Origin of the sequence: Streptomyces sp. NBC_01429, assembly GCF_036231945.1 — a bacterium.
GTDB lineage: Bacteria > Actinomycetota > Actinomycetes > Streptomycetales > Streptomycetaceae > Streptomyces.
The window spans coordinates 5,225,166-5,249,528 of sequence record NZ_CP109599.1; the positions used below are offsets into that span (position 1 = coordinate 5,225,166).

Consider the following 24,363-nt stretch of genomic DNA (forward strand, 5'->3'; position numbering starts at 1 on the left):
CTCTGGGCATGAGAGGAGTGCCGCCGTACCCTTCGGGGTATGGGGTTGGGAAGATGATTCCCGGACACAGCCGCTCCTGCCCCGCCCCCTGTTGATCCTTCCCACGAGGACCTCCTTCGCCGAGATACCCATGGCCGGTCACGAAATCCCAGAACCCGCAGACCGCAAGCAGGTAGCCGACCCTCTGTCGGATCTACAGCCGGCGGAACAGACCCACGCATCCTGCGATCCCGCCTTCATGCACGGAGTGGTCGTCGGCTTCGACGGCTCGATGTCCAGCGAGCGGGCTCTCGCCTACGCCATCGGCATGGCCAGACGGCTCGGTTCCGGCCTGATCATCGTCCATGTCGCCAACCGGCTCCCGACCACGGTCTGGGCGGGCTGTGAGCCCCCCGTGTTCGTGGACGTCCCGGATCACCGCACCGAGGTGCTCGGCCTGGAGCTGGCCTGCGCCGACTACCTCGCCGAGGTGCCGTGGATCCTGGTCGAGCGCGGCGGGGACATCTGCCACGAACTGGAAGAAGTCGGGCAGGAGTACTCGGCGGACGCGATCGTCGTCGGGTCCACGCACGGCATTGTCGGGCGGATCTTCGGCTCGGTGGCGGGCCGGCTCGCGCGGCGCGCGCAGCGGCCGGTCGTCGTCATTCCGTAACCCGGCGGTACTCCGTAACCCTTAACCCCGGCGGTACTCCGTAACCCCGGCGGTACTCCGAACAGCCGTCGGTGCGGTGCCGGTCGAAGCGCGGGAGTCACTTCCGCGCGCCGGCGCCGCCCCCGAGCGACCTGCGCGCCGCGCGCGCTCCGTACGCCACTACGCGCCCCTGAATCCACCGGGTACGCCCAGTTCGCGTCAACTTCCTTACCCCACAGGTGAATTTACTCACGCGTAGAGGTGCATTGCGCGCTTGTGAAGGGTACATAACGGCCGCTGAGAGGTACGGAAATGGTGCCAGACAGCCGCGGGCCGGTGCTCGGGCAAGCATCGGCCTCTTCCGGAGAGCGCCCCCAGTGTGACGGGTGGCACGCGCTGGGGGCGCTCTCACCCCGGTGGACGGGGCGGAAAAGCGGAAGCGGAAGCGGCCCGGCGGCTACTCGACCGTCACGGACTTCGCGAGGTTGCGCGGCTTGTCGATGTCCCGGCCCAGCGCCAGCGCCGTGTGGTACGCCAGCAGTTGGAGCGGGATGCCCATCAGGATCGGGTCCAGCTCCGTCTCGTTCTTCGGTACGACGATCGTGTGGTCGGCCTTCTCCTGGTGCCGGTGTGCCACCGCCAGGATCGGACCGCTGCGCGCCTTGATCTCCTCCAGCGCCGCCCGGTTCTTCTCCAGCAGATCGTCGTCGGGCACGATCGCGATCGTCGGCAGCGCCGGCTCGATCAGCGCGAGCGGCCCGTGCTTCAGCTCCGAGGCCGGGTACGCCTCGGCGTGGATGTACGAGATCTCCTTGAGCTTCAGCGACGCCTCCAGCGCCACCGGATACCCGCGCACCCGCCCGATGAACATCATCGAACTGGCCTGCGCGTACTGCGCAGCCAGCTTCTCGATGTCGCCCTCCGTCTCCAGGATCTCGGCGATCTGGGCGGGCAGCCTGCGCAGCCCCGCGATGATCCGCTTGCCGTCCGCGACCGACAGGTCCCGGATCCGGCCCAGGTGCAGCGCCAGCAGCGCGAACGAGACGACCGTGTTGGTGAAGCACTTGGTGGAGACGACACAGACCTCGGGACCCGCGTGCACGTACACCCCGCCGTCGGTCTCCCGGGCGATCGCCGAGCCGACGACGTTCACCACGCCCAGCACCCGGGCGCCCTTGCGCTTCAGCTCCTGCACCGCCGCCAGCACGTCGTACGTCTCGCCGGACTGGGACACCGCGACGTACAGCGTGTCGGGGTCCACGACCGGGTTGCGGTAGCGGAACTCGGAGGCCGGCTCGGCGTCGGCGGGGATCCGGGCCAGCTCCTCGATCAACTGCGCGCCGATCAGGCCCGCGTGGTACGAGGTGCCGCAGCCGAGGATCTTGATCCGGCGCACCCCGCGCGCCTCGCGGGCGTCCAGATTGAGCCCGCCCAGGTGCACGGTGGAGAACCGGTCGTCGATCCGGCCGCGCAGCACGCGGTCCACGGCGTCGGCCTGCTCGGAGATCTCCTTGTGCATGTAGGTGTCGTGGCCGCCCATGTCGTACGACTCGGCCTCCCACTCCACCGTGGTCGGCGTGGTCGAGGTGGTCGAGCCCTCGGTCGTGTACGTACGGAAGTCGTCGGCCTTGAGGGTGGCCATCTCGCCGTCGTCCAGCGTCACGACCTGGCGGGTGTGGGAGACCAGCGCCGCCACGTCGGAGGCGACGAACATCTCCTTCTCGCCGATGCCGAGCACCACCGGGGAGCCGTTGCGGGCCACGACGATGCGGTCCGCGAAGTCGGCGTGCATGACGGCGATGCCGTACGTGCCCTCGATCAGCTGGAGCGCCTGACGGACCTTCTCCTCCAGCGTCGGGGCCTGGGAGCGGGCGATGAGATGGGTCACCACCTCGGTGTCGGTCTCGGAGAGGAACGCCACCCCGTCCGCCTCCAGCTTCACGCGCAGCTCGGAGGCGTTGTCGATGATGCCGTTGTGGACGAGGGCGACCTTGCCCTCGGGGTCCATGTGCGGATGGGCGTTCTCGTCGCTCGGGGCGCCGTGCGTGGCCCAGCGGGTGTGTGCGATGCCGGTGGTGCCGGTGAAGCGCTTGGGGACACGGGCCTCCAGCTCGCGGACGCGGCCCTTGGCCTTGACCATCTTCAGCGTGGCCGCCTTGCCCGCGGTCGGCTTGCCGGTGATGACGATGCCCGCGGAGTCGTATCCGCGGTACTCCAGTCGCTGGAGTCCCTCCAGCAGCAGCGGTGCCACATCACGCCTACCGATGTATCCGACAATTCCGCACATACAGTCTCTGCCCCTCCTGATGAATGGTCTGTGCCCGGTCTCGGCCGTAGATCTCGGCCGTAGATCTCGGCCGTAGATCTCGGCCGCGGATCTCAGCCGTAGACGATGCGGCGCAGCTGCCGGAGCGACAGCTCCGGGGGTGCCACGGCGCGGTGCGGCAGCTCGGCGGCGACGCGTTCGAAGATCTCCGCGTTCGTGCCGCCGCCCGACTGCATCTCGCGGTGGCGGCGGCGTACGAACTCCTCGGTCGTCTCGTCGAAGTACGCCAGCACGTCGAGCACCACCCGGGCCGCCTCGCCGCGCTGGAGCGCGGTGGAGCGGACCAGGTGGTCGATGAGGTCGTCGTACGACGGACGGCGTTCGGGCACCCGTTGATATTGCTGGGCGATGCGGACGTTTGCAAGAATCCTGCCCGGAATCGGGCAGGATTCATCCTTAGAGCCTCTTCAGTACGGCCTGTTTGGCGGCACTGAACTCCTCGGCGGTCAGGATCCCCGACTGATGCAGCTCGCCCAGCTCCCGCAGTCTGCGCAGCAGCGCGTCATGGTCGCCCCCGCCGGCCGTCACTTCCGTCCCAGTCGTCACTCCCGCCCCCGCCGTCCCCGCTGCCTCCGCCCTCTCCGCCGCGCGCGGGTGCGGCAGCCGCGCCACCACCGCCGCTCCGACCAGGGCCATCAGCGGATCCTTCTTGAATCCCCACAGCTCCACCGCGTTCGGGTCGTACTTCGGCGGTGTCGAGGCGGGAGACCCGGCGACCAGGAAGCGCAGAAAGCCGTTCTCCAGCCCCACGTTCGGCCGCCACTCCACCCCGCGCACGTCGCTGAGCGCCAGCGTGCGCGGACCTCCGGAGGACTTCGACTCCACGGTCTTCCAGTTCCACTCCAGCTTGATCCGCTCGCCGTCGAAGGTGACGGTCGCGTCGCCCGCGCCCACCGTGATCGGCAACGAGGGTCCCGGCAGCAGATAGCGGTCCGCGGGCCCGGGATCCACCTCGTCGAGCAGCAGCGCGTTGCGCACCTCGTCCACCAGATACTCGGCGACGCCCGTGCGGTCGCTCTCCACGGTCAGCTGATACGGATCCACGCCCTCCGCCAGCCGCCCGCTCGCGACCTGGAGCAGCGGGTCGGCGCCGTCCCGCAGGCGCAGCCGCAGCCGTCCGGATGTGCGTCCCGGCTCGAAGGAGATCCCCGCCAGGGCCTGGAGCGGCACGGCGACCTCGCCGACGGTGGCGCGCAGTGGGCTCACGTTCCTGTCCCGGCCGGGCACGATGCGGACCGCGTCCCCGTCGAAGGTCCAGGTGCCGTCCTTCTGGATGATTTCCGCCATGCGGCGATTCTCCCAGGACCGGGTACGGACAAGGGCGGGCATCGGAAGCTCTGCCAAACTTCCGACGCCCGCCCGGCTCGTGCCGTTCGTACCCCTCGGTGCCGTTCGTACGGCTCCTACGACGCGTCGGCGAACCGCGCGATCGGGTTGTCCAGGGTGCCGACGAGCTGGAGCGCGCCCGCCGGGTCCGTGATGTCGACCATCTGCTCGTTGTTGCGCAGCTGGAGCCGGTTGAGGCAGGACAGCGCGAACTCGCCCGCGAACAGGTCGTACTGCCGGAATTTGTCCGCGAGCTGCGGTACGGACGCCTGGTAGCGCCGTACGCAGTCGGCGACCGCCCGCCAGAAGGTCTCCTCGTCGGACAGCGCCCCGTCCGAGACCAGCTCCGCGCTCAGGAAGCGGAAGAAGCAGTCGAAGACGTCGGTGAGGACCGAGAGGATCTTCATGTCCTCGGGGATGTCCGCGCGGATGCGCTCGACCGTCGGCGGCACCACCGCGTCCGGGTCCATCACCGCGATCTCCTCGGCGATGTCCTTGAAGATCGCCCGCTGGACGGCGCCGTCCTCGATGACCAGGATCACGTTCTCGCCGTGCGGCATGAACACCAGGTCGTACGCGTAGAAGGAGTGCAGCACCGGCACGAGGTACGCGTCCAGATAGCCGCGCAGCCACTCCTGCGGCGTGAGCCCCGACTCGGCGATCAGCGCGCCCGCGAAGGAGCCGCCCTCCCGGTCGACGTGGAGCAGCGACGCCATCGTGGAGAGCCGCTCACGCCCCTGGAGCGACGGTACGGGGCTCTCGCGCCAGAGCGCGGCCAGCATTTTCAGGTACGGGGAGCCCTTGGCGGTGGCCGCCTCGTACTGGCGGTGGTGGTAGCCGATGGCCGCCCGCTCCCGGATGATCGAGAAGCGGGCCGCCCGCAGGACGTCGTCGCGCTCGATCAGGCCCGCGAGCCAGTCGTTGATGGCGGGCGTGGCCTCCATGTAGGCGGCGGAGAGCCCGCGCATGAAGCCCATGTTGAGGACGGACAGCGCGGTTTTGACGTAGTGCTTGGCCGGGTCGCTCGTGTTGAAGAACGTACGGATCGACTGCTGGGCCAGATAGCTGTCGTCGCCCTCGCCGAGGCAGACCAGATACTGCCGGCCCAGCTCGGCCGCGAAGGTCACGGACAGTTTGTTCCACCACTGCCAGGGGTGCACCGGGATCAGGAAGAAGTCGTCCGGATCGAGGCCCTGCCCGCGCAGGACCGTGTCGAACCGCTCCAGGGTCCCGGCCGACAGCTCCTCGCGGATCAGCGACGCGTAGTCGAGCCCGGCGCCCGCCGTGAAGGTGGCGCGGTCGCGGCGGGCCGCGAGCCAGACCAGCCGGAGCGGGCTGGCGGTCTCGGGGGCGTACGCGCGGTACTCGTCGACGCCGAAGCCGAGCCGTCCGTTGTTGGCGACGAAACAGGGGTGGCCCTCGGTCATCCCCGTCTCGATCTCCTGGAACCCGGCGGTGGCCAGCTCCGCCGAGGTCACCGGCTTCTTGGTGAGTTTGTACGCCGTGCCGGCGAGCGTGGAGGAGATCTCCTCCAGATAGACCGGCAGGATCGCGGCGGACAGCCCGAGCGTCTCGCGCAGCTCGATGAAGAAGTCCAGCGCGTCCAGCGGGAGTTCGGCCTCCGCGCGGCGCCGCTCGATCGAGTCGGCGGGGATCTGCCAGTGGTCGAGGGCGAACCGGCGCGCGGTGAAGCGGTACTCGGTCGCGCCGTCGTCGCTCAGGATCCGGTAGCGGTCCTCGCCCAGCTGCTCGGGGGTCAGGATGCGCTCGTGGGAGAACTCGGCGAGGGCCTTGCGGATCAGCAGCCGTCCCGCCTGTTCCCAGAGCGCGGGGGTCAGATGCGAGACACTGCCGGTCACATCGGTGGGGTGGGTCGGTCGGCTCATCGGGTGACTCCTCGTGCGGCCAGGAACATCTCACGCGTACACACGCTCAGCAGGGCTTCCTTCTCCGGCTTCGCGAGCTTTTCCACGACCCGGAAGCCGACGGCCTCGTTGAGGGCGTGCACGGCGGTGTTGCGTACATCGGGCTCGACGACCACGCGGTCCACGGAGGGGTCGTCGAAGAGCAGTTCCATCACCGTGGTGATCACGGCCAGGGTGAAGCCGTGCAGCCGCCGGTCGGTGTCGACCGGTGCGACGAGGAAGTGCATCCCGATGTCGCCGGGCTGGGCGTCGTACAGCCCCTTCAGCTCCACCTCCGCCGGGTCGTAGCGCTCGATGAGGAAGGCGGGCCCGCCCTCGTGGAGGCCGATGAAGGCGTCGTGGTTGCCGGCGGCGGCGATCGACATGTACTCGCGCTCGACGTCGGGCAGCGAGGCGTCCTGCATCAGCCAGTAGGCCGCCTTGGGGTGGGTGACCCAGCTGTGCAGCAGCTCCGCGTCGCGGAACGGATCGACGGCGCGTACCTCGAAGCGGCCCAGCCGCTCGTCGGTGCGCCCGTACAGGATCTCCTCGGTCCCGGTCCCGGTCCTGGGCTCGCTCATATGACATCGCCCTCCGGCGCGGAGAACTCCTGGAACGCGATGGCCTTCTCCACCGGGTAGTACTCGCGTCCCAGCAGCTCACCGATGATGTACGCGTTGCGGTACGGGCCCATGCCCAGGTCGGGCGAGGTGATGCTGTGCGTGTGCACGCCGGCGTTCTGGAGGAAGACCCCGCGCCCGGTCGTGTCGATGCTGTAGTTGCGGGCGACGTCGAAGCGGCCCTGCCCGTCGAGGCGCAGCCGGTCGGCGACCGGCGCCAGGAACTCCGGGGTGACGTACTTGTACCCGGTGGCGAGGACCAGCCCCTGGGTGCTGAGCGAGAAGTCCCGCTCCTGCTCCTCCTGGCGCAGCCCCAGCGTGTACGTGCCGCTCTCGGACGTGTACGCGGCCGAGTGCAGCGCGGTGTTGGCGATCAGCCGCGTGGGCACCGGGCCCTTGAGGTTCTTCTGGTAGAGCAGATCGAAGATCTCGTTGATCAGCTCCGAGTCGATGCCCTTGAACAGACCCTTCTGGCCCGCCTCCAGCCGGTAGCGGGTGGCCTCCGGCAGCGCGTGGAAGTAGTCGATGTACTCCGGGGAGGTCATCTCCAGCGTCAGCTTGGTGTATTCGAGCGGGAAGAACCGCGCGGAGCGGGTGATCCAGTTCAGCCGGTAGCCGTGGACGTCGATCTCGGAGAGCAGGTCGTAGTAGATCTCCGCCGCACTCTGCCCGCTGCCGACCAGGGTGATGGAGTCCTTCTTCTGGAGTTCCGCCTTCCCCTGGACATAGCGGGAGTTGTGCAGGAAGTCGCCGCCGAGGTCCCGGCAGGAGTCCGGGATGTACGGCGGGGTGCCGGTGCCCAGCACGAGACGCCGGGCGCGGTACGTCTCGTCCCCGGTGGTGATCACGTACAGCTCGTCGCTCTCGTCGTACGAGACCGAGGTCACCGTCCGGTTGAAGCGCACGTTGGAGAGTTTCGCGGCGGCCCAGCGGCAGTAGTCGTTGTACTCGACGCGCAGCGGATAGAAGTTCTCGCGGATGTAGAACGAGTACAGCCGCCCGGACTCCTTGAGGTAGTTCAGGAAGGAGTACGGCGAGGTCGGGTCGGCCAGGGTGACCAGGTCGGAGAGGAACGGGGTCTGGAGGTGGGCGCCTTCGAGGAACATCCCCGAGTGCCATTCGAAGTCCGGTTTGGACTCCAGGAAGACCCCGTCGAGTTCGTCTATGGGCTCGGTCAGGCAGGCGAGGCCGAGATTGAACGGGCCGAGTCCGATGCCGACGAAGTCGTAGGGCGCGTTCGGCTCCCGGTGGTCAGGACGCGTGGACAAGGTTCTCTCCCAGGTACTGCTCGGCGTGGCCGGCGATCAGATCGAGGACGGCGGCGATGTCCCGCACGGTGGTCTCGGGGTTGAGCAGGGTGAACTTCAGGTACTGACGGCCGCCGACGGAGGTTCCGGCGACCACCGCCTCGCCGGAGGCGAAGAGGGCTTTGCGGGCGTGCAGGTTGGCCCGGTCGATCTCGGTGGGGCTGGTGATGCGCTCGGGGATGTAGCGGAAGACGAGGGTGGAGAGGCTGGGCTCCACGACGACGTCGTAGCGGGGGTCGGCGGCGAGCAGCTGCCAGCCCTCGGCGGCCAGGTCGCAGACCTCGTCGAAGAGCTGGCCGATGCCGTCCGCGCCCATCACGCGCAGGGTCATCCACAGTTTGAGGGCGTCGAAGCGCCGGGTGGTCTGGAGCGACTTGTCGACCTGGTTGGGGATGCGCTCCTCGATCGTCCGGCGCGGGTTGAGGTAGTCCGCGTGGTACGTGGCGTGCCGCAGGGTGGCTCCGTCCCGTACCAGCACGGCCGAGGAACTCACCGGCTGGAAGAAGGACTTGTGGTAGTCGACGGTGACGGAGTCGGCGTGCTCGATGCCGGTGAGCAGCCCGCGCCGGGTGGGGGAGGCGAGCAGCCCGCAGCCGTACGCCGCGTCGACGTGCAGCCAGGTGTCGAACTGCTCGCAGAGCGCGGCGATCTCCGGCAGCGGGTCGATGGAGCCGAAGTCGGTGGTGCCGGCGGTGGCGACGACCGCCATCGGCGTCAGCCCCTCGGCGCGGCAGCGCTCCAGCTCGGCGGCGAGGGCGACGGTCTGCATGCGCTTCTCGCGGTCGCAGGGGATCGACACCACGGCGTCGGGGCCGAGCCCGAGCAGCGTGGCCGACTTCTGGACGCTGAAGTGGCTGCACTCGGAGGCGAAGACGCGCAGTTTCGTCAGCTCCTCGGCCTTGGTCTCCTCGCGGGCGAGCAGCAGGGCCTGGAGGTTGGACTGGGTGCCGCCGCTGGTGAAGACGCCGTCGGCGCTGTCGCCGAGGCCGATCCTGGCGGTGGTCCAGTCGATCAGTTTGCGCTCGATGAGCGTGCCGCCCGCGCTCTGGTCCCAGGTGTCGAGCGAGGAGTTGACGGCCGAGAGGACCGTTTCGCCGAGGACGGCGGGTATGACCACGGGGCAGTTGAGATGGGCGAGATAGCGGGGGTGGTGGAAGTAGACCGCGTCGCGCAGATAGACGCGCTCCAGCTCGTCCAGCGCCGCCGAGGCGTCGCCCAGCGGCCGGTCCAGATCGACGGCGTCGACCACGGGGGCCAGCGCGTCGGGGGTCACTCCACTGAACGGCTTTCGCGTAGCGGCCAGTTGGGCCGCCACCCGCTCGACTCCTTCGGTGACGGAGCGCCGGTAGCGCTCCGCCGTCGTGTCATTGAGCAGGTGCGCACGCATCAAGGTCCTCCCGGATGTGGGGGTGTCGTCGCGCTCTCAGGACAGGGATGAGGGACGAGAGCGCGAGGTGGAAGTTAAGTTAGCCTAACCTAACTTCATTACTCAACGCGGCCGCGGTGTGACTCTCGTCGCGCACTCGACACGTCCGTTTCACATGGCTGTTACGCGGCCGCGGTGCTCGCCGCGGCCGCCTCCCGCAGCTGCTCCTCGCTCAGCCCGCGCCGCCAGTAACCGACGAACGTGACGCGCCTGCGGTCGAGTTCGCGCTCGCGCACCAGATGGCGGCGCAACTCCTTGACCGTGCCCGACTCCCCGGCGATCCACGCGTACGGCTTGCTGCCGCGCGGCCGGGCCGCCCGTACGGCCTCCAGCGCGCCGGGCGCGCCCTCCTCCCGCACCAGCCAGGTGATCCGGGCGTCGGCGGCGGTGCGCAGCGGCCGCCGGTCGGCGCTGTGCTCCACCTCCAGCCAGACATCCGCCGTGAGATGGGCGGGCAGCCACTCCAGGATCGCGGACGCGGCGGGCAGCGCCGTCTCGTCCGCCCAGATCAGTACGGAGTCGGCGTCGGCCGGCGGCCGGAAGCGCACGGCGGTGTTGTCCGCCACGGCCGGGCCCAGCACCAGCACCCGGTCCCCGGCCGACGCCCGCGCCGCCCACCGGCAGGCCGGCCCGCCGTCGGGGTGCAGCGCGAAGTCGATGTCCGCCTCGTCGGGATCCCGGCGCTGCTCGCGCAGGGTGTACGAGCGCATCACGGCCCGTACGTCCTCGGGCAGCGCCCGCCACGCCGCCCACCAGCCGTCGCCCCGCTCGACCGGGACGACGGGCGCGGGCTGGCCCGGATGCGGCAGGAAGAGCGAGAGGCTCTGGTCACGGCCGCCGGCGGCGAAGCCGGCGAGGTCCGCGCCGCCGAAGGTGATCCGGACCATGGACGGACTGAGCCGCCGCACCCTGACGACCTGGAGGGAGAAGAAGCGGAACGGTGCGGTGGCGGCGGACGCGGGCGCGGTCGCGGCGGTGGCGGCGACCTCGGCGGTCGCGGTGGCGGCGGCGGTCTTCGCCGCGGCCCTCTTCGGCGGAGCGGTCTCAGTGATCGTCATGGGGTCAGCCGACCTTCTTCGCGGTCTCGATGGCCTGGGCCAGATCGTCAAGAATCGGGGCGCACTTGTCGTACGAGAACATGGGCTCGGTGGTCCGTGCGATGACCTGCCCGGCCTTGACGGCGGGCAGCTGCTCCCAGGTCGGCCTGGACTTCAGCGCGTGGGGCCGGAGGGCCGAGGAGCGGTTGTCCATCATGATGATGTCGGCGTCGTACTTGCCGACGTTCTCCCGGCTCAGATCCTCGAAGAAGCCCTGCGCGTCCACCTTGGGGCGCACGAACCGCACGCCCAGCTGCTCGAAGTAGCGGGTGTCGGCGGACATCTTGGCGAGGGAGACATAGAAGAGGTCCTGGCCGGCCGAATCGAAGCGCGCCTTCGCCTCCGTGACCTTCGCCGTCCTCAGCTCGGCGCCCAGGGGCGCGGCCAGTTCCGCGTGGCGCTGGATCGCCTTGGGCAGCGTGGTCCCGGCCGCCCGGAGGGCGACGCTCGGCGCGAGGCCGAGGATCTTGGCCTTGGAGGTGTCGAGATCGCCCGCCTGGACGTCGGGCTTGCCGTTCGCCGTCCTCGTCGGGCCGAACACGCCTTTGACCTGGACTCCGTAGTCGTGCAGCGCGGCGGCCGTACCGACGAACGCGACGATGTTCTCGGGGACGCGGTCGGCCTTGTCGGTCCTGCCCCGGTCGTCTGTGAGCGACCACGGGCCGGTTCTGCCCGTGACCTTCGTCGAGCCCGAGCCGCTCGTGGCGCCTCTGTCGCCACCGCAGGCGGCGAGCGCGGCACCGAGGCCGGCGCCGCCGGCCGCCAGCAGTCCGCGGCGGGTGAGAGAGGGGACTCGGGGCTCACGCATGGTGATCAGCTCTCTGGGCGCACAGATGTCCGGTCGATGACAGTTCGAAGGCAGGTTAGCCTAACCTCACTGAATCGCCCAGAGCGCCTTTAACCGGCCCGCTCGCCGCACGCCGGACGGGCGCCGGAACGCCCGTCCGTCATCTCACCCCGTCAGGCCCAATTCCCGTGCGATCAGCATCCGCTGGACCTCGCTCGTGCCCTCGCCGATCTCCAGGATCTTGGAGTCGCGCCACATCCTGGCCACGGGATATTCATTCATGAAGCCGTAGCCCCCGTGGATCTGCGTGGCCTCGCGGGCGTTGTCCACGGCGACCGTCGAGGAGTAGAGCTTCGCGATGGCCGCCTCCTTCTTGAACGGCTGACCGTGCGTGAGCCGGGAGGCGGCGTCCCGCCACCCGATGCGCGCCATGTGCGCGCGCGTCTCCATGTCGGCGATCTTGAACTGGATGGCCTGGTTGGCGCCGATCGGCCGGCCGAAGGCGTGCCGCTCCTTCGCGTACGACACGGATTCGTCCACGCACCCCTGGGCGAGACCGGTGGCCAGCGCGGAGATCGCGATCCGGCCCTCGTCCAGGATGCGCAGGAACTGCGCGTACCCGCGCCCCTCCTCGCCGAGCAGATTCGTCAGCGGGACCCGGACGTCCGCGAACGACAGCTCACGGGTGTCCGACGCGTTCCAGCCGACCTTGGAGTAGGGGGCGGAGACGGTGAAGCCGGGGGTGCCGGACGGCACGATGATCGCGGAGATCTCCGGACGGGTGCCGGCGGAACCGGACGCGGCCTTGTGGCCGGTGACGGCCGTGACCGTGACGAGGCCGGTGATGTCCGTACCGGAGTTGGTGATGAAGCACTTGCTGCCGTTGATCACCCACTCGTCGCCGTCCCGCACGGCCGTGGTGCGGGTGCCGCCCGCGTCGGAGCCGCAGTCGGGCTCGGTCAGCCCGAACGCGCCGAGCTGCTCGCCCGCGCACAGACTCGGCAGCCACGCGCGCTTCTGCTCCTCCGTACCGAAGCGGTACACCGGCATCGCGCCGAGCGAGACACCGGCCTCCAACGTGATCGCCACCGAGGAGTCGACCCGGGCCAGCTCCTCAAGGGCGATACCGAGGGCGAGATAGTCACCGCCCATGCCGCCGTACTCCTCGGGGAACGGCAGCCCGAACAGCCCCATCCGCCCCATCTCCCGCACGATCTCGTACGGGAACTCGTGGCGCTCGTAGTAGTCGCCGATCTTGGGCGCGACCACATCGTGCGCGAACGCCTCGACGGTGCGGCGCAGTTCTTCGTGTTCGGCGGAGAGCCGGTGGTCCAGGGACATGGCGGGGGTCACTCCTCGGGGGACTGCGCCTGATCCGGTGCCAGCGCGCGGACGGTACGGGACGGGCTGGGACGGCCCAGCCGGCCGGCCAGCCAGACGCTGGTGGCGGTGAGCCGGCCGAGGTCGACCCCGGTTTCGACACCGAGGCCGTCGAGCATCCACACGAGGTCCTCGGTGGCGAGATTCCCGGTGGCGCTCTTCGCGTACGGGCAGCCACCGAGGCCGCCGGCGGAGGCGTCCACGGTGGTCACGCCGTGCTGGAGCGCGACCAGGGTGTTGGCGAGGGCCTGGCCGTAGGTGTCGTGGAAGTGCACTCCGACCGCCCCGGCCGCCACGCCCCGCTCGGCCAGCCCGGTGAGCAGCGCCGCCACATGGCCGGGGGTGGCGACGCCGATGGTGTCGCCGAGGCTCAGCTCGTCACACCCCAGATCCAGCAGGGACTTGGCGGTCCGCACCACCTGGGCGACGGGGACCGCGCCCTCCCAGGGATCGCCGAAGCACATGGAGAGATAGCCCCGGACGTGGACGCCCTCCGCGCGGGCCCGGGCGACCACCGGCGCGAACATGGCGAGCGACTCGTCCACGGACCGGTTGAGATTGGCGCGCGCGAACGACTCGGTGGCGCTGCCGAACACCGCGATACGGCGGGCGCCGAGCGCGAGGGCGCGGTCCAGTCCGCGCGCGTTCGGCACGAGGACGGGCAGCTCGACGCCGTCGAGGTCACCGAGGAGCGGGAAGAGGTCCTCGGCGTCGGCCAGTTGGGGCACCCACTTGGGATGCACGAAGCTGGTCGCCTCGATGGTGGTCAGCCCGGCGTCCGCGAGCCGGTGGATGAACTCCGCCTTGACCTCGGTCGGTACGGTCGCCTTCTCGTTCTGGAGGCCGTCCCGCGCGCCCACCTCGTGGATACGGACCCGGGAAGGCAGCCCGGACGCGGGAACGGTCATGGGCAGCCCGTCGGTCATGACGCCTCCTCCTTGGGCGCGGTGGCGGTGGCGGCCTCTGCGGCCGGGGTGGCGGCTTGTGCGGCCGGGCCGGCCGCCTCTGAGACCGGAGCGGCGGCCTCTGAGACCGGGGCCGGGGTGACCACCGCCAGCACCTGGTCCATGGCGACCGTCGAGCCGGGGGTGACGTCCAGCTCGCTGACGGTGCCAGCGACCGGCGCGGAGATGACGTGCTCCATCTTCATCGCCTCCACGACCAGCAGGCTCTGACCGGCCGTCACCTCGTCCCCGACGGCCACCTTCACGACGGTGACGGTCCCGGGCATGGGCGCCGTCAGCGAACCGGCCCCCGCTCCTCCGGCCGCTCCGCGCAGCGCCGCCTCGACGGGGTCGTGGTCCTGGACGTGCCAGCTGTCGCCGTCTCTGCCGAGCCAGTCACCGGCCCGGTGGAAGGTGTGCGTCACCCCGTCCACGGTGACGGTGACGCGGCCGGGCCCGACGCGGAACCGGTCCTCCGGCCGCATCCGGTGCGCCACGGGCTCATGTCCCGCGATCCGCAGCCGGTGCACCACGGGATGCGGGTCACCGCCCAGGCGCCAGCCGCTCGGTACGGAGAAGGGGTCCACCCATCCCGTGCCCGGGGCGGCGAGCGGGGACGGCTCGGCCGGGGACGGCTCCAGCCTCACCTGGCGGACCGCCGCCGCCGCCGCGTAGACCTCCGGCGGGACCGCGTCGTCCACCAGCCCCGCCGCCTCGCGCTCGACCAGCCCCGTGTCCAGGTCGCCCGCGACCACCGCCGGGTGGGCCAGCAGCCGGCGCAGGAACCCCGCGTTGGTCGGGACGCCCAGGGTGACCGTCTCCGCGAGGGCCGCGCGCAGCCGGCGCAGGGCCGTGGGCCGGTCGGGGCCGTGGGCGATGATCTTGGCGAGCATCGGGTCGTACCGGGAGCCGACCTCGGTGCCCTCGCCGAGGCCCGAGTCCGTCCGCACGCCCTCGCCGCCCGCCTCGCTCAGGGCCAGCACCGTACCGCCCGAGGGCAGGAAGTCCCGGCCCGGATCCTCGGCGCACAGCCGTGCCTCCACCGCGTGGCCGGTGAAGGTGATGTCGTCCTGCGCGAAGGGGAGCTTCTCCCCGGCGGCGACGCGCAGCTGCCACTCCACCAGGTCCAGGCCGGTGATCAGCTCGGTGACGGGGTGCTCGACCTGGAGGCGGGTGTTCATCTCCATGAAGAAGTACGACGCGGGGTCCCGGCCCGGGACGATGAACTCGACCGTCCCCGCGCCCGCGTACCCGCAGGAGCGCGCCGCCCGCACCGCCGCCTCGCCCATCGCCGCGCGGGTCGCCTCGTCCAGCAGGACGGACGGCGCCTCCTCGACGACCTTCTGGTGCCGGCGCTGGAGCGAGCACTCGCGCTCGCCCAGATGCACCACGTTCCCGAAGGAGTCCGCCAGGATCTGGATCTCGATATGGCGCGGGCGGTCCACCCACCGCTCCACCAGCAGCGTGTCGTCCCCGAAGGAGGAGCGCGCCTCGCGGCGGGCCGCCGCGATCTCCTCGGCGAGGACCGACTCGGAGCGCACCAGCCGCATGCCCTTGCCGCCGCCGCCCGCAGACGGCTTCAGCAGCACCGGCATCCCGATCGCGCCCGCGGCGTCCGCCAGCTCGGCGTCGCTCAGCCCGCTGCCCGAGGAGCCGGGCACCACCGGGACCCCGGCCGCCCGCACCGACTCCTTGGCGCGGATCTTGTCCCCCATCAGCTCGATCGCTGAGGCGGGTGGCCCGATGAACACCAGCCCCGCGTCCGCGCACGCCCTGGCGAAGGCCGCGTTCTCCGCGAGGAAGCCGTAGCCGGGGTGGACCGCCTCAGCGCCCGTGCGGGCCGCAGCCGCCAGCAGCCGGTCGATCGAGAGGTAGCTCATCGACGCGGCGGCCGGGCCGATCCGGACGGCCGTGTCGGCCTCCCGCACATGCCGGGCGTCCTCGTCCGCGTCGCTGAAGACCGCCACCGAGCGCACGCCCAGCTCGCGCAGGGTGCGGATGACGCGGACCGCGATCTCACCGCGGTTGGCGACCAGAACCGTGTCGAACATTCCCGCCCTCAACTCTTCCGCTCCCATGGCCGCCCTCACATCCGGAAGACGCCGAAGCCCGGCTCGCCCAGTGGGGCGTTGGCACACGCCGTCAGGGCCAGACCCACCACCTGCCGGGTCTCCAGCGGGTCGATCACCCCGTCGTCCCAGAGCCGCGCGGTCGCGTAATAGGCGTTGCCCTGGGACTCGTACTGCGCGCGGATCGGGTGCTTGAAGGACTCCTCGTCCGCCGCCGGCCACTCCTCGCCGCGCCCCTCGATCTGGTCGCGCTTGACGGTCGCGAGGACGGAGGCGGCCTGCTCGCCGCCCATCACCGAGATCTTGGCGTTCGGCCACATCCACAGGAAGCGGGGGGAGTAGGCCCGGCCGCACATCGAGTAGTTGCCCGCCCCGTACGAGCCGCCCACCACGACCGTCAGCTTCGGGACGCGCGCGCAGGCCACCGCCGTGACCATCTTCGCGCCGTGCTTGGCGATGCCGCCCGCCTCGTAGTCCCGGCCGACCATGAAGCCGGAGATGTTCTGGAGGAAGAGCAGCGGGATCCCGCGCTGGTCGCACAGCTCGATGAAGTGCGCGCCCTTCTGGGCCGATTCGGAGAACAGGATGCCGTTGTTCGCGACGATCCCGACCGGATGGCCGTGGATCCGCGCGAAGCCGGTGACCAGTGTCGTACCGAACTCGGACTTGAACTCGGCGAACCGCGAGCCGTCCACCACACGGGCGATGACCTCGCGGACGTCGTAGGGCGTACGCGAGTCGACCGGCACCACCCCGTACAGCCCCGCCGGATCGGCCTTGGGCTCCTCGACCGGCTCGACGGACCAGGGCAGCTCCCCGCGCGCGGGGAGCGTGGAGACGATGGTGCGCACGATCCGCAGCGCGTGCGCGTCGTCCTCCGCGAGGTGGTCGGTGACCCCCGACGTACGGGAGTGGACCTCGCCGCCGCCCAGCTCCTCCGCCGTGACGACCTCGCCCGTCGCGGCCTTCACCAGCGGCGGCCCGCCGAGGAAGATCGTCCCCTGGCCGCGCACGATCACGGCCTCGTCGCTCATCGCCGGGACGTACGCGCCGCCCGCCGTGCACGAACCGAGCACCGCCGCGATCTGCGGGATGCCGGCGCCGGACATCCTGGCCTGGTTGTAGAAGATCCGCCCGAAGTGGTCACGGTCGGGGAAGACCTCGTCCTGCATCGGCAGGAAGGCACCGCCGGAGTCCACGAGATACAGGCACGGGAGCCGGTTCTCCAGGGCGACCTCCTGGGCGCGGAGGTGCTTCTTCACCGTCAGCGGGTAATACGTGCCCCCCTTGACCGTGGCGTCATTGGCGACCACCACGCACTCCCGGCCGCTGACCCGGCCGATCCCCGCGATCACCCCGGCGGCCGGGGCCGCCCCTCCGTACATCCCCTCCGCGGCGAGCGGCGCCAGCTCGAGGAAGGGGGAGCCGGGGTCCAGCAGCGTGTCCACCCGGTCGCGCGGGAGCAGCTTCCCGCGCGCCGTGTGCCGCGCGCGGGCCTTCTCGCCGCCGCCCAGCCGCGCCGCCGCCAACCGGGCGCGCAGAGCGTCGGCCAGCTCCTCGTGGGCCGCCTCGTTGGCCCGCCAGGAACTCGCCGCCGGATCGGCGGTGCTCGTCAGCACGGGTGCCTGCCGCATCGCTCTCCCCGCCCCTTCTTCTTCTCTTCCACGGTCTTCGGTTCTTCGGTCTGCGGTTCTTCGGTGTTTCTCTTCGGTCCCTCCGCCCGGTCCGGCGGTCTGTGCGCCCAGTCCGACGGTCTGTCCGCCCGGTCCGGCCCACGTGGGAGTTAGTGAGCGTTAACTTCAGTCTCTCCAGGTTAACGCTCGCTAACCCCGCCGTCTAGAATGATTTCTCATGAGCACCAGGACCGCGGCGCCGACCCGCCGTGAGCAGATCCTCAAACAGGCGGCACGCCTCTTCGCCGAGCGCGGCTTCCACGGGGTCGGGGTCGACGAGATAGGGGCCGCCGTCGGTATCAGCGGTCCCGGGCTGTACCGGCACTTCGCGGGCAAGGAGGCGATGCTCGCCGAACTGCTGGTCGGCATCAGCAGCCGGCTGCTGGACGGCGGAAAGCTACGGGTGCGCGAAGCGGGCCCCGACGGCGACCCGTCGGCTCTGCTCGCCGCGCTGATCGACGGCCATATCGACTTCGCCCTCGACGACCGCCCGCTGATCACCCTCCACGACCGGGAGCTGGACCGGCTGCGGGACAGCGACCGCAAGCTGGTGCGCCAGTTCCAGCGGCAGTACGTCGAGCTGTGGGTCACGGTCGTACGGGAGCTGTACCCGCACGTCCCGGAAGCGCGGGCCCGCGGCGCCGTCCACGCCGTCTTCGGCCTGCTGAACTCCACCCCGCACCTCGGCCCGTACGGCGGCGGCCCGCCGGGCCGCGCGGCGACGGAGTCCCTGCTGCGCCGCCTCGCGCACGGCGCGTTCGCGGCGCTGGGCGACGACGGGGACGGGGGCGCGGCCGGCGGCCACCACGCGGCCGGCGGCCACCGCGAGGCCGACAACGACCGCGCGGACGGCGAAGGCGTCTGACACCGGCCTCGCCGGCATCAGACGCCCGTCCCGCTCAGGAAAGCCTCCGGCTCAGGCGGTCTTGAGCCCCGCCAGCTCACGCGCCAGGGTCTCCACCGGCTGGAAGGTCACGCCGAGCAGCGCCACATGCTTCCAGTGCAGCGCGCCGTCAGGACCGATCAGGAACACCGACCGGCGCACCCCGATCCCGCGCGCGGCGATCCCGAACGCCTGCGCCACGGACCGGTCGGTGTCGGCGAGCAGCGGAATCCGCAGGTCGTACTTACGGGCGAACGCCTCATGGCTGTCGACGTCCTGCGGGCTGATGCCCCACACCTCCGCCCCGAGGTCGGTGAAGGTCTCCAGACCGCTGGAGTACGAGCACAGCTGCTTGGTGCAGACGCTGGTGTCGTCGCCGGGGTAGAAGGCGAGGACAAGGGGGTGTCCGCGCCGTTCCGACAGGCGGTACTCCCGCCGTACGAAGGTGTCGCCGTCGAGGACACCGCCCGGCAGGGTGAAGTCCTCCACCGGCCGGCCGAGATCGGGTGATGCTGCCACAGGTCACTCCCAAGCTGCGAGGAACATAAGGGCGGAACGCAAGGAACGTACGAGCACGTACGAGCACGTACGAGCAACGTACGGGGAGCCGGCGCGCGACTCCCCGGCGGGTATTCGGTGCCGGGCCGCCCGCGGATCGGCGGGTCCGCGGGCGGCTGCCGGTACGGCCCGCACACCGCGCCCGCCTGACGGCACAATGGACACCATGTCCATACCCAGCCGCGCCGCCCTCGTCGACCACCTCGTCCGCACCCGAATCGCGGGAAACGTCGCCACGCCGCGCGACAACAACCTCTCCCACTACCGCAAGCTCGCCAACGGCGACCGCCATTACTGGCTGGGCCTCGAACTGGGGGACCGCTGGACCGACGAGCAGGACGTGCTCGCCGTGATGGCCGAGCGGTGCGGGGTCAGCGACGATCCGGAGCACCGGGCGGGGCAGGACACCATCGATCCCGAACTGACCGTGGACGCGCTGGAGCGGATGGCCGCCAGGCTGCGGAAGGCCGCCTCGGGCCGGGAGCGCGTGCTGTTCGCGACCGGCCACCCGGGCGGGCTGCTCGATGTCCACCGGCAGACGGCGGACGCCCTGCGCGCGGCCGGGTGCGAGATCGTACGGATCCCGGGCGGGCTCACCGCCGACGAGGGCATGGTCTTCCAGTTCGCCGACGTCGCGGTGCTGGAGCGCGGCGCGACCCTCTGGCACACCCATTCGCCGGAGCCGATGCGGGCGATCCTGGACGGTCTGGAGCGCGACGGCAGACCGCGTCCCGACCTGGTGGTCGCCGACCACGGCTGGGCGGGGTGCGCGGGCCAGCGCGGGCTCGACTCCATCGGCTACGCGGACTGCAACGACCCCGCGCTGTTCCTCGCTGAGGCGGAGGGCACACTCCAGGTGACGGTCCCGCTGGACGACCATGTGACGGACCCCCGCTTCTACGACCCGATGACCGCGTACCTGCTGAACGAGGCCGGCCTGATCTGAGCCGCGCGCTCCGGCGCGCCCCCTGTTCGGTTCAGTCGCGCGGTACCCGGATCACGCCCTCCTGGATCACGGAGATCGCCAGCTCGCCGTCCCGCGTGAAGATCCGCGCCTGGCCCAGCCCGCGACCGCCGTGGGACGTCGGGGACGTCTGGTCGTACAGCAGCCACTCGTCCGCCCGGAACGGCCGGTGGAACCACATCGCGTGATCCAGACTCGCGCCCACCACGTCCCCGGTCACCCATCCGCCCCTGCCGTGCGCCAGCAGCACCGGGTCGAGCAGCGTCATGTCGGAGACATAGGTCGCCAGACAGATGTGCAGCAGGGGATCGTCCGTCAGCTTCCCGGCCGTACGGAACCACACCTGCGAACGCGGCTCGCGCGGCGTCCCGACGCTTCCGTAGGGCGGCGTGTCCACGTAGCGCAGATCGACCGCCGCCCGCGCCTCCAGCAGCCGGTCAGCGACGTCCTGGCCGACGAACCCGGCGGCGTAACCCGGCAGCGTCTCCGCAGTCGTCGGCAGGGTCTCCGGATCCGGCGCCCGCGGCATCTCCGACTGGTGCTCCAGCCCCTCCTCGTACGTGTGGAACGACGCCGAGAGATGGAAGATGGGCTGCCCGTGCTGGATCGCGACGACCCGGCGCGAGGTGAAGGAGCGGCCGTCCCTGATCCGGTCCACGGTGTAGACGATCGGCGCGTCGGGGTCGCCCGTTCTGAGGAAGTACGCGTGCAGGGAGTGCGCCGTACGGTCGGCGGCGACCGTACGGCCCGCCGCCACCATCGCCTGGGCGGCGACCTGGCCGCCGAAGACGCGCGGGACGACCGCGGAGCGGCTCGGGCCGCGGAAGATGTCCTCCTCGATCCGCTCCAGGTCGAGCAGATCGAGGAGGTCCTCAAGGGCGTCGGGACTGCCGGCGGGACCGTCGGAAGAGGACATGACCGGTGCTTACAGCCCCATCGACTTGGCGATGATCATCTTCATGACCTCGCTGGTGCCGCCGTAGATCCGGTTGACCCGGTTGTCCGCGTACAGCCGGGCGATCGGGTACTCGTTCATGTAGCCGTAGCCGCCGTGCAGCTGGAGGCACTTGTCGATGACGCGGTGCGCGACCTCGGTGGTGAACAGCTTCGCCGAGGCGGCCTCGGCTGCCGACAGCTCGCCCAGGTCGTGTGCCTCCAGCGCACGGTCCACGACGGCCTCCGCCGCGTCCACCTCGGCCTTGCAGGCGGCCAGCTCGAACTTGGTGTTCTGGAAGGACGCGACGCTCTGCCCGAAGACGGTCCGCTCCTTCACGTACGCCTGCGCGAACCTGACCGCCGCCGCGGCCTGCGCGTACGCGCCGACGGCGATGCCGAGGCGCTCCTGCGGCAGGTTCTGGCCGAGGTACGAGAAGCCCTTGTTCTCCTCGCCGAGCAGGTCCCCGACCGGGACCTTGACGTCGGTGAAGGACAGCTCGGCGGTGTCGGAGGTCCGCAGCCCCAGCTTGTCGAGCTTGCGCCCGACCGCGTACCCCTCCGCCTTCGTGTCCACGACCAGCAGCGATATGCCGAAGCGGCGGTCCTCGGGGGACGGCGCCGCGGTACGGGCACAGACGATCACACGGTCCGCGTGGACGCCGCCGGTGATGAACGTCTTCGCGCCGTTCAGCACGTAGTGCGTACCGTCCTCGGAGAGCTTCGCGGTGGTCTTCATCCCGGCCAGGTCCGACCCGGTGCCCGGCTCGGTCATGGCGATCGCGTACATCGTGCGGCCGCTGACGAAGTCCGGCAGCCAGCGCTTCTTCTGCTCCTCGGTGGCGTACGCCTTGAGGTAGGGCAGGCAGAGCGCCACATGGACCCCCGAGCCGCCGAAGGAGACGCCCGCGCGCGCGGTCTCCTCGGAGAGGATCGCCTGGAACTTGAAGGACTCCTCGCCGGCGCCGCCGTACTCCTCGGGCACCTCGATACCGAAGATGCCCAGCTCACCGAGGGTGTAATAGAAGTCGCGGGGAGCCTGGCCCGCCGCGTACCACTCGTCGTGGACGGGGACGACCTTCGCCTCGATAAAGGCGCGGATGGTCTCCCGGAACGCCTCATGATCCTCGTTGTACACGGTACGGCGCACTGGAAGGCCTCCTTTGCGGCTAACCCGCCGCCGCTCTCGCGTGGGTGGTTGCTCGCCGTCGGGGTTGCTCGATTGATGGCTGAGATCACGGATCTAAGCGCTTGCTCAGTCAAAGTTACCCGGGGGTTCGCTCAGGTGTCCAGAGCGGTGCTTGGGCCCTGGTGCGGTCGTCGCGCCGAAGCGATCAGCCGTTCGGCTCCCCCGGCAGAGGCTGTTCCGCTACCTGGGGCCGGACGTACCGGCTCACGGTCACGGACGATGCGTCGGCCGACGGGCGGGTACGGCTGATCGCCGGGCGGCTGGTGCTGGGGGCGGCGGCTGCCGAGGATCCCGGGCAGGGCCGCGCGGCTCTTGTCGATTGGTACAGCCGGACGGGACGGTCCTGGGCAGCGGGGAGGCTCCAGCCGTGGGCACGGATAGGGGTGTCCGAACCGTCTCGTCCAGCAACCGGGCCCCGCGCAGCTCCGCGAACTCCCACGGTCTGCTTGTGTCGCGACCGTCGCCGGTCGGCCCGGCGGCTCGCGCCTTCGCGAACCTGGCCAGCGCGGCCTCGTCCGTGAAGCCGAAGATCCACCGGATCCCGCCCGACTCGCCCGTCCACAGCCCGCCACCGTCGAGCGGCACCAACACCAGCGCCCGCCGCAACTCACCCACCAGCGACCGGGGATCCCCCGACCCTGCCCGCCGCTCGGCTATCCGCTCGGCGAGTGCCGTTCCGTCACGCATCGAGTCGTCCGGCATGAAGTCCCCCCGTCGCTGAACAACGAGGCATCAGGCTACTGGTGGGGCCCGGGTGCGGGAGGAGGGGCTGTGGCAGCGTCGCTCACACCGGCCGTCACACCCAACCGTCACAACTGGCGCAGCGCGAACCACAGCTCCATCCGCACGTCCGCGTCGTCCAGGTCCGCGTCCAGCAGGGTGGCGCAGCGGGCGATGCGTTGGCGGACCGTGTTGCGGTGGACGGACAGGGCGTGGGCCGTACGGTCCCAGCCGCCGTGCAGGGAGAGCCACGTCCGCAGGGTCTCGACCAGCGCGGGGGAGCCGCCGGGGCCGGTGAGGGGGGCGAGGTGTGCGCGGGCGTGCGCGGCGGCCTCGGCGGGCGCGAACAGGCCGGCGAAGCCCGCCTCGTGGTGGCGTACCAGCGGCGTACGGGTCGCTTCGGCGCGGCCCAGCGCGCGCCGCGCGCGGGTGTCGGCGGTGGCGAGGTCCACCGGGTCGGCCGGATCGCTGACGCCCAGGGTCCAGCCGGTCCTGGCGGTGACCTCGCGGTCGGTGAGGACACGGACCGTATCGCCGTCCGTTTCGACCAGCGCGCTCCCCAGTGAGGCCGCGAGCGCGCCCGCAGCGAAGGGCGTGTCGCCGCCGCGCGCGTGGACGACGGTCCAGGGGCCGGGGCCGAGCAGCGGCGCGGCCTCCTCAGGAGGCGCGCCCAGCAGCAGCCGTACGAGCGCCGCCGAGCGGCCGGCCTCCGCCGCGCTCTGGTGGGGCGCGGTGAGCAGGGACAGCAGGACGACGGCGACACCGGTGATGGTGTGGTCCCCCGCCTCCCGGGTCTCGGCCGCCACCCCGAGGACCAGCCCCTGGCCGCCGCCGAGCGCGTAGGCGGCGAGGTGCGCGCGGTCGGCGGCATCGGTCGCCGAGGTGGGGCCGCTGCGAGGAGCGGGGCTCGCGCGCACCACCCGGGCCAGCCGGGCGAGCGCCGTGCGCGCGCCGGGCGACGGGGTGCGGCCCGTCGTGTACAGCTCCGCGCCGTCGGGCGCGAACAGCACCGCCCGGCCGTTCAGCCGTACCGCCAGCTGCCGCAGGACGGCCGGCACCGGGTCGGGGCGGGCGGCGGCGGCCGCCAGGCCCTGCTGCGCACCGGTCACCCGGCTCAGCTCGCGGTGGCGCGCCTCCGCCATCAGCCGCCACACCGCGCGCGCGACCGCCGTGAACCGGGTGCGCGGCGGGACCTCCAGCAGCGGCAGACCGTGCCGGTCGCACGCCTCGATCAGCGCGGCCGGCACCGTGTCGTACACCGGCGTCACCCCGAAACCCAGCGCGGCGGCGCCCGCCTCGACCACCCGCGCCGCGTACTCGTCCGCGTACGCGTCGGTGAGCTGCACGCCGGCGGTCAGCAGCAGCTCGCCGCCGAGCAGATACGGGTACGGGTCGGCCATCTCCGAGGTGTGCACCCAGTGCACGGACCGCGATCCGGCGTCGTCGGGACCGGCGATCGGGCGCAGCCCCAGCCCCTGGTCCGCGAGGAGGGCGGCCAGCGGGACGGGCGGGGTGGGCGGGGGCGTGACGGGATCCGGCATGGATATTCCATCCATCATCGGCGAGAAGATTGGATGAAACGTACACTTCAGCACCGCTTTCCGGCCACCTACCGTCATGACCCAC

The 24,363-nt window shown here is 71.0% G+C and carries 20 protein-coding genes and 1 pseudogene; 3 read left to right on the top strand and 18 right to left on the bottom strand.

What is annotated here, in order from left to right; translation table 11 throughout:
- The first annotated feature begins 130 nt into the window (after nucleotides 1-130).
- On the top strand, nucleotides 131-652 hold the full coding sequence (locus OG627_RS23045) for a universal stress protein (RefSeq protein ID WP_329068013.1): 522 nt from the start codon (nucleotides 131-133) through the stop codon (nucleotides 650-652).
- A gap of 436 nt (nucleotides 653-1,088) precedes the next feature.
- Here the strand turns inward: OG627_RS23045 and glmS are convergent, their stop codons facing one another.
- The 13 genes from glmS to OG627_RS23110 all read right to left on the bottom strand — a co-directional run bounded on the left by glmS (nucleotide 1,089) and on the right by OG627_RS23110 (nucleotide 17,451).
- The gene (glmS, locus tag OG627_RS23050) at nucleotides 1,089-2,918 is read right to left on the bottom strand and encodes a glutamine--fructose-6-phosphate transaminase (isomerizing) (protein WP_329068015.1); all 1,830 of its coding nucleotides are present in this window, start codon (nucleotides 2,916-2,918) and stop codon (nucleotides 1,089-1,091) included.
- A 92-nt stretch (nucleotides 2,919-3,010) separates the two neighbouring features.
- A complete protein-coding gene (locus OG627_RS23055) occupies nucleotides 3,011-3,286 on the bottom strand; it encodes a hypothetical protein (protein WP_329068017.1) in 276 nt (91 codons plus the stop codon).
- Between the two features lie 67 nt (nucleotides 3,287-3,353).
- Nucleotides 3,354-4,244, bottom strand: a complete 891-nt coding sequence (locus tag OG627_RS23060) for a DUF4429 domain-containing protein (protein WP_329068019.1) — start codon at nucleotides 4,242-4,244, stop codon at nucleotides 3,354-3,356.
- A gap of 116 nt (nucleotides 4,245-4,360) precedes the next feature.
- Nucleotides 4,361-6,169: an IucA/IucC family protein gene (locus tag OG627_RS23065; protein ID WP_329068021.1), complete on the bottom strand. Its 1,809-nt coding sequence runs from the start codon at nucleotides 6,167-6,169 to the stop codon at nucleotides 4,361-4,363.
- Nucleotides 6,166-6,768 (bottom strand): GNAT family N-acetyltransferase, encoded by a 603-nt coding sequence (locus tag OG627_RS23070; protein ID WP_329068023.1) that lies wholly within the window; start codon nucleotides 6,766-6,768, stop codon nucleotides 6,166-6,168. The genes OG627_RS23065 and OG627_RS23070 overlap by 4 nt, the downstream gene beginning before the upstream one ends.
- Nucleotides 6,765-8,075, bottom strand: coding sequence for a lysine N(6)-hydroxylase/L-ornithine N(5)-oxygenase family protein (locus OG627_RS23075; RefSeq protein WP_329068025.1), 1,311 nt, complete (start codon nucleotides 8,073-8,075; stop codon nucleotides 6,765-6,767). Before OG627_RS23075 ends, OG627_RS23070 begins: the two co-directional genes overlap by 4 nt.
- The gene (locus tag OG627_RS23080) at nucleotides 8,059-9,501 is read right to left on the bottom strand and encodes a pyridoxal phosphate-dependent decarboxylase family protein (protein ID WP_329068027.1); all 1,443 of its coding nucleotides are present in this window, start codon (nucleotides 9,499-9,501) and stop codon (nucleotides 8,059-8,061) included. Before OG627_RS23080 ends, OG627_RS23075 begins: the two co-directional genes overlap by 17 nt.
- A 161-nt stretch (nucleotides 9,502-9,662) precedes the next feature.
- Nucleotides 9,663-10,598, bottom strand: a complete 936-nt coding sequence (locus OG627_RS23085) for a siderophore-interacting protein (RefSeq protein WP_329068029.1) — start codon at nucleotides 10,596-10,598, stop codon at nucleotides 9,663-9,665.
- Between the two features lie 4 nt (nucleotides 10,599-10,602).
- Nucleotides 10,603-11,445 (bottom strand): ABC transporter substrate-binding protein, encoded by an 843-nt coding sequence (locus tag OG627_RS23090; protein ID WP_329068032.1) that lies wholly within the window; start codon nucleotides 11,443-11,445, stop codon nucleotides 10,603-10,605.
- 144 nt (nucleotides 11,446-11,589) lie between these two features.
- On the bottom strand, nucleotides 11,590-12,765 hold the full coding sequence (locus OG627_RS23095) for an acyl-CoA dehydrogenase family protein (protein ID WP_329068034.1): 1,176 nt from the start codon (nucleotides 12,763-12,765) through the stop codon (nucleotides 11,590-11,592).
- 8 nt (nucleotides 12,766-12,773) lie between these two features.
- A complete protein-coding gene (locus tag OG627_RS23100) occupies nucleotides 12,774-13,730 on the bottom strand; it encodes a hydroxymethylglutaryl-CoA lyase (protein WP_329068036.1) in 957 nt (318 codons plus the stop codon).
- Nucleotides 13,727-15,799 (bottom strand): acetyl/propionyl/methylcrotonyl-CoA carboxylase subunit alpha, encoded by a 2,073-nt coding sequence (locus OG627_RS23105; RefSeq protein WP_329068038.1) that lies wholly within the window; start codon nucleotides 15,797-15,799, stop codon nucleotides 13,727-13,729. Before OG627_RS23105 ends, OG627_RS23100 begins: the two co-directional genes overlap by 4 nt.
- A 35-nt stretch (nucleotides 15,800-15,834) precedes the next feature.
- Nucleotides 15,835-17,451, bottom strand: coding sequence for a carboxyl transferase domain-containing protein (locus tag OG627_RS23110; protein WP_329068040.1), 1,617 nt, complete (start codon nucleotides 17,449-17,451; stop codon nucleotides 15,835-15,837).
- 217 nt (nucleotides 17,452-17,668) lie between these two features.
- Here OG627_RS23110 and OG627_RS23115 point away from each other — a divergent pair, with 217 nt between their 5' ends.
- Nucleotides 17,669-18,355 carry an SACE_7040 family transcriptional regulator gene (locus OG627_RS23115; protein ID WP_329068042.1) on the top strand — a complete coding sequence of 229 codons (687 nt, stop codon included), beginning with the start codon at nucleotides 17,669-17,671 and terminating at the stop codon, nucleotides 18,353-18,355.
- A gap of 51 nt (nucleotides 18,356-18,406) precedes the next feature.
- Here OG627_RS23115 and OG627_RS23120 read toward each other — a convergent pair whose 3' ends face one another.
- Entirely contained in the window at nucleotides 18,407-18,892 is a 486-nt protein-coding gene (locus OG627_RS23120; protein ID WP_329068044.1) for a peroxiredoxin, read from the bottom strand.
- Between the two features lie 205 nt (nucleotides 18,893-19,097).
- Between OG627_RS23120 and OG627_RS23125 the strand changes: the two genes are divergently transcribed.
- The gene (locus OG627_RS23125) at nucleotides 19,098-19,877 is read left to right on the top strand and encodes a phosphatase (RefSeq protein WP_329068046.1); all 780 of its coding nucleotides are present in this window, start codon (nucleotides 19,098-19,100) and stop codon (nucleotides 19,875-19,877) included.
- Between the two features lie 31 nt (nucleotides 19,878-19,908).
- On the opposite strand, the gene OG627_RS23130 is transcribed toward OG627_RS23125, so the two are convergent.
- From OG627_RS23130 to OG627_RS23145, 4 genes and pseudogenes are all read right to left on the bottom strand, one after another.
- Nucleotides 19,909-20,811 (bottom strand): acyl-CoA thioesterase, encoded by a 903-nt coding sequence (locus OG627_RS23130; protein ID WP_329068048.1) that lies wholly within the window; start codon nucleotides 20,809-20,811, stop codon nucleotides 19,909-19,911.
- A gap of 9 nt (nucleotides 20,812-20,820) precedes the next feature.
- The gene (locus tag OG627_RS23135) at nucleotides 20,821-21,978 is read right to left on the bottom strand and encodes an acyl-CoA dehydrogenase family protein (RefSeq protein ID WP_329068050.1); all 1,158 of its coding nucleotides are present in this window, start codon (nucleotides 21,976-21,978) and stop codon (nucleotides 20,821-20,823) included.
- A gap of 429 nt (nucleotides 21,979-22,407) precedes the next feature.
- A pseudogene (locus OG627_RS23140) lies at nucleotides 22,408-22,704 on the bottom strand (hypothetical protein); the annotation flags it as partial.
- Between the two features lie 122 nt (nucleotides 22,705-22,826).
- Nucleotides 22,827-24,278, bottom strand: coding sequence for a PucR family transcriptional regulator (locus tag OG627_RS23145; RefSeq protein ID WP_329068052.1), 1,452 nt, complete (start codon nucleotides 24,276-24,278; stop codon nucleotides 22,827-22,829).
- Nucleotides 24,279-24,363 lie beyond the last annotated feature (85 nt).